The organism is Arthrobacter sp. RT-1 (genome assembly GCF_003367205.1).
Taxonomy (GTDB): domain Bacteria; phylum Actinomycetota; class Actinomycetes; order Actinomycetales; family Micrococcaceae; genus Arthrobacter.
On sequence record NZ_QRGQ01000006.1, the window covers coordinates 273,165 to 282,801 of the forward strand.

Sequence of the window (9,637 nt, forward strand, 5' to 3'; positions counted from 1 at the left end):
TCCTCTTCAGGCGGGCGGTGCCGGCGGACTTCCGGACGTCCGCCGCATCACCCGCGACGCCTACCTACGTGCAGGGCACTTCACTGCGGACCATTCGTACATGAGCGTGCTGGGGGATGTGGAGCACCGGGCGAGCACGCGCAGTGTGGGTGGCCGAGGCTGCGGGGCGGGTGGTGGCGGCGGTGACGCTGACGTTCGCCGGCGAGACATACAGCGAGATCGCCACTGACGGGGAGCTGGAGTTCCGGATGCTGCCCGTGGACCCGTCGTGCCATGGCGGCGGAGTCGGCCGAGCTGTGGTGCGCCAGATCGTGGAGCATGCCCGCGAGCTGCCTGGCATCGGGGCGATCAGCATCACCAGTGCCCTACAGCAGCACGTCCTCGCCCGGCACGTACCAGTCCCGCTCCGGCGCGCGCCGGAACCCCAGCGACTCATACAAGCTGTGCGCGCGCTCCATGAACGTATCCTGCTCGATGACGACTCGACCGTAGGTGCCCTGGGCCACGAACTGCGCGCGGGTTCGAGAAGCTGTCCCTCACCACCCCGGGTGGGTCGACAGGAAAGAACCAGCTCATTGTTCCTCGTTTTGAGCATCAGCATGAGGAGGGATCTACTTCACGACCGGTAATGCCAAACACACACAAGTTCCGGGATTTTTCGGCGGCGGGGAAGTGTGGTTGTTCTCCGGCCTCAGGCCCGATCCTTGACGTCTGCGCGTTACTCGAGTAAGGCTCCGACGGTGCGATAAGGCGCTTCCGGCAACTGAAACGCCAATCATGTGCGTCCATTGCAGCCCTAGATTGGTCGGTACCACTTCATGCGATAGCCTCGGAACGCTGAGCGTTGTTGTCTCTCCTCACAACTGAGGTCACACGAACAAGGTATGGAACTTTGGACCTAACGAAGCTTTGGGAAAAAGCTAAGGAGTCTGGCTGGGCGTCCACCACTGGTGCCAGCTATCTCTTTGAGTACTACGCAGAGCAGCACGGATGGAAGGGCGTAGAGACACGCGCGGGAGAGGGCACCACGTCTGTTCTTCGGCCCACACGTCGAGCGGCTGCGCATCCGAGATCAATCAGCGCGGTTCATGGCTTGGACGAACAGCCCTTGCACGTAGATGGGTCGCATCTACCCTTGCCCCCCGATGCCGTGGTCCTGTTCGCCGAGACTCCCAACGCAACGCCCACTAATCTCTGGCACTTCGCGCCGTTTAGTAACCGGCAGGCACCAGTCACCGACATGCGTCATGGCGTATTCGTAGTCGGCAGCGGTCCGTGGGCATTTCTCTCATCGGTCTGGGACGGCGAGAGGCTTAGATACGATCCTGTGATTATGGAACCGGGGGATGCCAGAGCGAGGACCGCGGCAGCGTATCTGAATTCTATGCAGGCGGCCGCTACTGCTTTTCGATGGGAAGAGCCAAATACCATTCTCGTAATCGACAATAGGCGAGTGCTTCATGGTCGAGCGAAGGTGGCAGAAGGCGACGATGGCCGTGCACTCGTCCGAAAAGCCTTTTACGTAGAGGGGGACATTTGAGTCTGTCTTACGATCATGAGTCTTTGTGGCTGAAGGCGAAGCTGTTCCTAAACCGAGCGATGGATGACGACGGGAGCAGATCCTTTGATGAGCAGGCACTTTGGGCCTCTCTTGCACTAGAGTTGCTAGCAAAAGCTGCCCTTTGCAAAGTTTCTCCTGTGCTTATCGCAGAGCCAACTGAGGACGGTAAAAATGTTCTTGCGGCAGCAGGACTTGGCGGCGCAGATCCTGTGTTCACTTCTGTGCGAGCCACTACAATTTTCGTGAGGTGCAAACGCGCCTTTCCGCCATTCAATGCTGATAAGGCTAAAAAGATCGCTTTAAGCCGTAACGAATATCTTCACGGTGGCGGTATTGGGTTCGGGGTTATACCCGCCGACAATTGGTGGGCCGACTTTTGGAGCGTGGCGTCAATTTTGGTGGATGCACAGGATAAAACTATTGCAGAACTGGTTGGCGCCACGAGGGAAGGTCAAGCAGCCAGTTACTTAGCACGCAACAAGACGTACATGGCAGACCGTCTGGAGTCGCTAATTAGTCGAGCGCAGCAGAGGTTCGCGCAAAAGGAGCAGGGCAATCTTCCGCCTCGTGAGCAAAAGCAATGGAGGTCTGCCGCCGCTCTCATAGCTGAAATGGATTACTCCGTCAATGAAGCATGTCCAGCCTGCGGTAACGAAGGAACCCTGGAAGGCGACTACATCAGCGAAACCCGGCTCGAAGGCTACGATGACCCGCACATGTCCGAGTCGGACTCTTGGGGTGTTGCGGATATCAATTCTGAGTACTTCTCCTGCGAAAGCTGCCAGCTAATTCTTGACACGTATGAGCTGATCGAACTTTCGGAGCTGCCCGATGAGTTCACTGTGCCTATGGACCCGGAATTGGTCGCAGAGCACGAAGGGCAGTACGGCAACGATTAGCCCCGACATACCTGGGGCGATGTCAAGCTACGCCGACCAAGCCTGAGCCCCGAGAAAATATCTGGCTGAGCAGCTAAATCCGGCTCTTGAGGCAGTTGGCCGGGTTCTTCAACTCATTTATACCAGATAAGTATCGAAATGATTTTCCTTCAGGTGCTCGATAGATTCATCATATGCAGGCCGGAGCGGAAGACTTTCTTGAACACATTTGAGATGGTGTCGAATGTTTGAATTGTTGCGATCAGGAAACAGCGTGAATGGTCACAGATATTCTGCCGTTGGGAGCTTTAGCGGCCGGTTTTTCTGGAGATGATCGATCCGCCCGTTCCTTGGTTGCTCCTACTCCGGATATCCGTCTTTTTGAGCTTCTGTCAGTCATGCTGTGGGTGCGCCTTCAGACTCATCTTGAGTTTAGGAACTATACCTATCTCCTCACATCGGCGCGCCCAAGCATCAATCTTCTGCTTCAATATAATCGAACCTGAGTCTGCAAGATTCATGAGTGGCTTCTTCGCCCGATACCCAAACCAAAGACAATAAGCATCGAAGGCAGGAAGTTTCTTGACATTTGCACGATTGTGTATCAAATCAAGTACATTCATGGCCTGATCGCAGACATAGTTTAGCTTTTGAGGAGTGCCAAACTTAACGGCGTAAACCGTATTTCCCTTCTTGAGATCCCAAGCTTCTACCGCTGTAGACGAACTTGTCCTGAAGATTGAAAAGTCTTTATCCGCCACCTCGTAGCCCCGACCACCGAGCACCGCATTGAACTCACCTTCTTCTATCTCGATCACCTGCAGATCGGATTCAGTCTCCTCGACTTCAATTTGGCGAATCGACTCATCCAAATAGTCCAAATAATCCTGATTGAACTTGAGCCACTTTCCTCCAGTGAGCACTACCCTGTCCTCATCACAGATAAAGTCCACGGCTTCCTTTATAGATTGAGTAAACTTCACATCCCCCTCACGGCGGTGAGTGACCTTCAACTTGAGGAGCTTTTCACGTGGAATCTTTCTATCCTCGACATAAAGTTTCACATCCTTCATGGTTAGCTGCTCGAGCTCTAGGGCTTTGTAGTTGCCGCACTTGAGCGTGAACGAACCCTGGCTACTAAACACGAAATCCACACCAAAGAGATCAAAAGTTGCGGTCGAAATTTCAGATGTACCAATAGGCGCGGCCAACTCATCCATCAACTTCGCATCGTATCGTTCAACTTCGGCGCTTTCTGAAAGCAGAATGGTCCGAGGCAAAGTAAACCGCTCGTTCTTGGTGAGCTCGATGTCGATCTGCGACAAGAGTGCACCGATTTTATCTGGCTTGATTGAAGGGCTCAAGAGAGCTGACACCCCGAACTTACCGCTAGACCCGAACGCCTCGGTTTTACTTGGAATGATCGCGGCTTGAAGAAAGTCAACCGACTCACCTGGGGGGACATTCAAGCGCGCGCGAGAACCGAAGCTTCGAATATCTTTTTTCTGTTTACCCTGAAAGCGACGGGCGGATGTTTGGGTGATATCATCCTCATTTGCAATACGCTTGGCTAGCTCCACACCGAAGTCGAAGTCGCAATATGGGCGGACGTAAAAATGTGATTTACCAAAGCAAATGGCGTAGCATGAGTTCGCCTTCTGCATCACAATGACCGCGGAATAGGATAAATTATAGAATTCCTGACCCCCAAAATATTCCGCAAAGGCAGCAACCCACGGTATTTTGCTGGTTGCGGGCGCGTCGGTAAACAAGAATTCACCGCTCCATCCATCCAGATCGAGCTCTTGGATGCGGGTCAGCCCTTTCTCATTCAGCTGGGTCATGAGCGCCGCAGTCTCGTTCGGCGCGATCCTGAAGATATTTAGTCGCATATGTCCCCCGTTTTGTTGGATAAAGTATATGGCTCACGGCCCCTCCCATGACGCAATTCCGCTTTGGCGCGCGCGTTTCCGAAGCTCACAAACTAGCCGGTGGACTGGATCTCATTCCACGACGTTGACCAGAGCATGGGCCGATGGAAGCCGATCTAAGCCGACCACGGCCAACCCGGCTCAAGGAGCTCATGGATACCCGGCGCGGACGGGAAGTCTATGTGCTGGGGACTCGTCAAAGCGGCCTCCGGCCCCTCCACGTGTGGCCCCGGGTGCCGACCTGGACCCTCATGAGGGACGACGCCGCCGACCCCCAGCACGCACAGAATTTCCGGGACGTGGGGAGCGGTTGAGCCGGCTGAGGTCAGTTGGGAGGGAGAATAGCCTTTCGATACTTGCGGCAGATCAGTGGGCATGAAGACCCGTAACCTGCATTGCGCATACAAGAGTGGCAAGGGCGAAGAGTATGAAGCCCATGCCAATGAAGCTGCTTCCCGCAACAGTAATGCCGCAAATTGACATCACCACACTTTTGCGGCTGGCTTTCCTTATGACCACTGACACTAACCACCAAAAATCCGGTGACAGTCCCGCACTTGCGGGAGAGGACCGCGTCCCCGGATCGCAAGACTACATAAGCAATAGGTTGAGGCAGTACCAAGCCTGGTATGACGGCAAAGCAGTGAAGTGTAAGAAGCTCTATCTCCGCATGCGGACTGGATCTGTGGTGGGTGGAGCGCTCGTTCCGGCGCTCATCAATGTCCCATGGGAGTGGATGGCCCCCATTACAACCACAATTAGCCTTGGCGTTGTTGCGCTCGTTTCGTTGGAAAGTGTCTACCACTACCGGGAGCAGTGGAAGAACTACAGGTCGACCGAACAGTACTTGGGCCATGAGGCTATTTATTTCGCCAACGCTGTGGGCGTGTACAAGGATCTTGACAACGCTGCTGCCCTTGAAACGCTCGTAGAGCGAACCGAAAGCGCTATAGCTGCCGAAAACGCATCGACCCTCAGCAGCATGACGCTTGCGGAGCAAGTGTCCACCAACGCCGACTACCCGCGCTACGCGCCTAAGGAGACTGGAAGCGGGCAGCGAGATCGTCTGCAACCCCCTCTGGCATAGGCGGGGCATCTGGGGCCGCGATGGATCGCCGGTAAGGTCTACCGGCAGCACGCCTTCGGCGTCCGCGTTGACGGCGGTGCTGTCGTGATCAAGACGGAGGAGAAGCCAGTCACTCAACCGTCATGCCGGGTCCCGGAACTTCCGCATCTGCTCTGGGCGGGCGCTGCCATCCGTCAGAGGAGTCCAGAGGCCTCCGAGCCTGACGCAGACCTTGGAACGAACTATCCGCTCCAGCGGAGCCTCCATACATATGACGTTGGGCGTCTGTCTAAAGCAACCGCAAGATCGGGGAACATCTGGTCGAGAACCTGCTCGATCCGGAAGGCACACCCATATCTCTGCTCGTCATTACCGAAGGGGATCCGAGCGCATTGAAGCGATCTACGTCCAGTTTTCGAACTTAGCCTCCACTTTGACGCCGTTAATTACGGATGCTGACAGCGACACCATCAGCATTATTCCGAGGGGGGGATCCGGCCCGCCCCCCTAACATTGGAGCTCATACGGTTGTAAAGCCTTGGAGTGCTCCACCGTGTTCTACCATGCGGAACCTCTTACCGCAGCCGCCATCACAATCCACTTCGTCGCCGAAGAAATCGGTCTCCGCGCCACACTCCGGACAGGAAACGGCTCGCGTGCCACAGGAGCCGCAAAGTCCTGCCTTCAGTTTCCTAAACTCACCGTCATCCCACGTTTGCCAGTCAACTTCTCCCGCAATGCAGTTGGTATTGGGGCAATCACCAACGCTGAACACCAGGGACGATCCGTCTGAGTTTAAACCGAGCCTCACGAACTCCGAGAGCAAGAAGTCCATCGTTAGTTCCGGCTCGATGATCTGACTCGCCTTGATGCTCAGCAGATAATCTAGTAGCTCTTGGATGACCTCAGGGTTATCACGATTGGCGTCGATGCTAGCGAGGGTGTTCGTCACCGGCGCGGAAAGCATTTTCTTTAGCTTGTCTGCTTTTTTCTCAACCGCCGGAGCGAGGTTCTTGGCAGTTTCAATGGTCTCAAGTGTTAGGTGATTGAGCAGAGGAAGCCTATTTCCCTTGGAAATATTGCATGGTCCGCAATTAGGAACTACATTGTATGTCTCTTCGAGATCGTAATCTTGGCGCAATCCGAAGGACTCGATCGTTTTCAACAGACCTACGTTATCAAGTGACTTCGGTATGAAGTGATCAATGTGCAGTTCTATGTAGGTGATGGGCTCCTTGCATCGCACGCATTGGTGTCCCCACGTCCGCAACAGGGCAAGACGAAATGCCACGTTGCCAAGATCGTAAACTCCCATGCAGTCTACTGTAATGAAAATGCCTCATAAGCGGCGAAAGTGACGAAGCATCCGGAAGCGTTGGCCGCATGACTGAAGCGAACCCTAGATACCAAGCGATCAATACCCGGCCTCATGTTTAAGATATGCAAGTGGAATGAGAATGTTCCTCACTCTGCTCGGCAACCCTTTAGTGGTGATGACGGAGATACGGATCTCGGATTCATCAGCCGGAATGGGCTCTTTCCTTTGCCGGCGCAGCCGCCGACGTTGGGCTCGATGGCCCTGCAGCAGGCAATCCGGGGGTCTCTCGATCATCCAAGTCCCATCGCTGACGCACCTTTGTTGCCACGCTGTCTGATGTGTTGAAGACCTCTCCGCCCAGCACACGTCCCCGGAAGCCGTTCACGCCCAAACCCGGGTTAGGGAGCAGATGGCGCGCCGCGCTTGGGATGTGCTGGCAGATACTTCCATGCTCCGTCTGCGACCTTTTCATGCCTGGGCCTTCTTGCCTTGCCGTTACTCTGGTAACGGACGACGGCGCCTCATGAGCAGGTGCAGAAGTCTTTGGGACGCTGGGTGCCTTCCCGGGCTGTGGTCGATCGCAAGACAAGCTTTCGGCTTTCGCGAGTCAGGCACTGTTTGAACCGATATACCCCACGCCTTGGCGTGACGAGAATGTTGTGAACCTCGGGATGCATCAGAGACGGAGCAGACAACCTGATGCATCCCGACAGCCCATCAACTTAATATGGTGGGTCTACTACGCGGACTCGTCCCAATCAGCATCGAAATCCTCGTCTTCCTCGTCTCGAGAAGTAGGTGGGTTCCGTCGCTCAGCAATACCGTTCCAGTACGTTAGTTCGCTTGTAAGGCGACTCAGCATTACGAGTTCTTCGCTTAGTGAAAGCCCTACTCGTTCGACCAAAATATCCCCACCTCCGTCCTTGACCTTCTTGACACCTTGGACGAGAACTTCCATTTCCTTGACGCAGTCGCGAAGCTTGTTTTCATAGACCTGACGGGCAGTCTCGGGATCATCCTCCTGAACGGCCGTGCTTCGACTTGCTTGTTCGACGTATGCGTAGAGGTGATCTCTGTTTAGCGGTGTTGCTCCCGGCATATACAGGTCAACCGGGTCTTCGCCAAAAGCGAGCTGACGCGGTTCCCTACCAGCGCGAACATCTAGAATGATCTGGCCAAGCTGCTTCACGCCATTAGTGGTGCTGACCAGCTTCTCCATTATCTGCGGTGGCTCCGCCCGGTATACACCTTCGATTCGCTCACCCGAACGCACTAGTAGCGGCTGGCTGGAGCCCTCAACGAGGCAATATAGGGCAAGGACTCCAAGCTCTGCGGCCTCCGGTGAGATGGTTCTGCGGGTTTGAGCCATATCCCTGCGTTGAAGGGCGAGGTTTTCAACTGCAGCCTCGACTAGCTCGACTATAGGCTTGCGCGAGAGACAGGCCCCCTTCAACGGAGCAGCGGCGAGAACGCGCTGCAAGGTGGAGCGTCGACCTTTGAAACCTGCGTCTTCTGGCCTTCCTGTCGCAATGCGATTTACACGCAGAGCAGTGTCAGCGGCCAATGCAGCTCGTTCAAGGCGCTGGGGCTTTTTCCCTGTCAGGCCGTATATGGACGAAATTACGACACTGCTGCGCGGCGGATTGTTTGAGGAATCTAGATTTTCATAAGCCAAGGCCAGCACTTCGTCGGGAAAAATATCCGGTTCGGCTGCCAAGTCTGCGGCAAACTCGGAACCTTGCTCCGACTCTGCAAGCAAGATCCGCAGTAGACGTTCGGATGAATAGCCCTGAACTGACGAAAGCATCCCCCTCGCAGTGACCTCGGTAAGTGCGATTCTTGACTTGAGGGCAAACTCCGTCGTGTCCTCGAATTTGAGTGGAGGCTCCAGATGGATGTGCCCAACAATTGAACGCCTTACAGAATCAAAGGGTGGTACTTCCTCCAATTCGGTGGGATCCACGCTCCCGTATCCTACGATTACCTGGGCCCGCGGCATGATGCTTGATCGGAGACGAGCCGCAGCTACCTCCCCTTCAGGCGACTTTTGGTCACCCACGTAGTTGTCTCTCATCGTAATGAGGTCTACCCGTAGACGATTTTCCGTTGCCTCATCCTGTAGCGCAAAGAGAACGTCGTCTACATCAACACCTGCACCACGGTGGGCTCCAACTGTACGGCTAAACCCGTCGGTGGCGTCGAGGATGCCAATTTTTTCATTGTCCCCAAGGGACAGCCGAGCAACCGAAAGCAGGCCTGAGTTCTCTATTCCACGAAGAGGAATTGACTTCGAATGAGCATTTTTGGCCCAAATCGTACGCGTTTGCTTCTTCAACTCGACTGTAAGAGCTTCGACATCATCGTAGTCAAGAGTCAGTACTGGTTCGCCGGCTGAGAGTGCACCATATCTGGCCGCCTTCCCAGGAGACCAAGCGCGCTGCCCCTCAAATCGAATGTTTTCAATGGAAGGCAGAATACGCCAAGTAACTACGTCAAATTCGATATAGTCGATAATGTATTTACCATACCGGCGCCGCCGGGGATTGCGAATGGCGTCTTTAAGTTGTGTCAGATCCGCGGCAGATCGCGCTATCGTCATAGCGTCGAATCTATGAAGGCCGAACTCGTCAGATATTAGTTCCGCTGCCGCACCTCTCGCCCTAGCGTTTTGCGTTCTCAAGTTTTCAACTATTGGCCCGTAAGGGGTCACATAGGTCGCTTCATCCGCATCATCATGCAGGTCCTCCAAGGCACGTGAAACGGCAGCAGCATAATCTTTAGACAAAAAAATCGCCTCCCTGGGCTTGATTCATGCCACTCTGACACGAATTCGAGGGCAGCCCACCAGAGGCGAGTCCACCCATCATGCCCCCGAGCTCATAG

At 54.8% G+C, this 9,637-nt stretch carries 6 protein-coding genes and 1 pseudogene; 4 read left to right on the forward strand and 3 right to left on the reverse strand.

Going from position 1 to position 9,637, the window contains the following annotated elements:
- Window positions 1-116: 116 nt before the first annotated feature.
- From DXK94_RS21615 to DXK94_RS07560, 3 genes and pseudogenes are all read left to right on the forward strand, one after another.
- A pseudogene (locus tag DXK94_RS21615) lies at window positions 117-299 on the forward strand (GNAT family N-acetyltransferase); the annotation flags it as partial.
- A 941-nt stretch (window positions 300-1,240) separates the two neighbouring features.
- The gene (locus DXK94_RS21900) at window positions 1,241-1,540 is read left to right on the forward strand and encodes a TauD/TfdA family dioxygenase (protein WP_395928550.1); all 300 of its coding nucleotides are present in this window, start codon (window positions 1,241-1,243) and stop codon (window positions 1,538-1,540) included.
- Window positions 1,537-2,460: a hypothetical protein gene (locus DXK94_RS07560; protein WP_115524480.1), complete on the forward strand. Its 924-nt coding sequence runs from the start codon at window positions 1,537-1,539 to the stop codon at window positions 2,458-2,460. Before DXK94_RS21900 ends, DXK94_RS07560 begins: the two co-directional genes overlap by 4 nt.
- A gap of 371 nt (window positions 2,461-2,831) precedes the next feature.
- Here DXK94_RS07560 and DXK94_RS07565 read toward each other — a convergent pair whose 3' ends face one another.
- Window positions 2,832-4,331: a DUF6119 family protein gene (locus tag DXK94_RS07565; protein ID WP_115524481.1), complete on the reverse strand. Its 1,500-nt coding sequence runs from the start codon at window positions 4,329-4,331 to the stop codon at window positions 2,832-2,834.
- Window positions 4,332-4,797: 466 nt separating this feature from the next.
- Here DXK94_RS07565 and DXK94_RS07570 point away from each other — a divergent pair, with 466 nt between their 5' ends.
- Window positions 4,798-5,457, forward strand: coding sequence for a DUF4231 domain-containing protein (locus DXK94_RS07570; protein ID WP_220272958.1), 660 nt, complete (start codon window positions 4,798-4,800; stop codon window positions 5,455-5,457).
- Between the two features lie 499 nt (window positions 5,458-5,956).
- On the opposite strand, the gene DXK94_RS21205 is transcribed toward DXK94_RS07570, so the two are convergent.
- Both DXK94_RS21205 and DXK94_RS21210 read right to left on the reverse strand, forming a co-directional pair.
- On the reverse strand, window positions 5,957-6,751 hold the full coding sequence (locus DXK94_RS21205) for an HNH endonuclease (protein WP_147294360.1): 795 nt from the start codon (window positions 6,749-6,751) through the stop codon (window positions 5,957-5,959).
- Window positions 6,752-7,493: 742 nt separating this feature from the next.
- On the reverse strand, window positions 7,494-9,539 hold the full coding sequence (locus DXK94_RS21210; protein WP_147294361.1) for a hypothetical protein: 2,046 nt from the start codon (window positions 9,537-9,539) through the stop codon (window positions 7,494-7,496).
- Window positions 9,540-9,637 lie beyond the last annotated feature (98 nt).

Excerpts from the sequence above, each read along its gene's own strand:
- DXK94_RS21900 (WP_395928550.1), top strand. The coding sequence starts at position 1,241 with ATGCGTCATGGCGTATTCGTAGTCGGCAGCGGTCCGTGGGCATTTCTC.
- DXK94_RS07565 (WP_115524481.1), bottom strand. The coding sequence starts at position 4,331 with ATGCGACTAAATATCTTCAGGATCGCGCCGAACGAGACTGCGGCGCTC.
- DXK94_RS21205 (WP_147294360.1), bottom strand. The coding sequence starts at position 6,751 with ATGGGAGTTTACGATCTTGGCAACGTGGCATTTCGTCTTGCCCTGTTG.
- DXK94_RS07570 (WP_220272958.1), top strand. The coding sequence starts at position 4,798 with ATGAAGCCCATGCCAATGAAGCTGCTTCCCGCAACAGTAATGCCGCAA.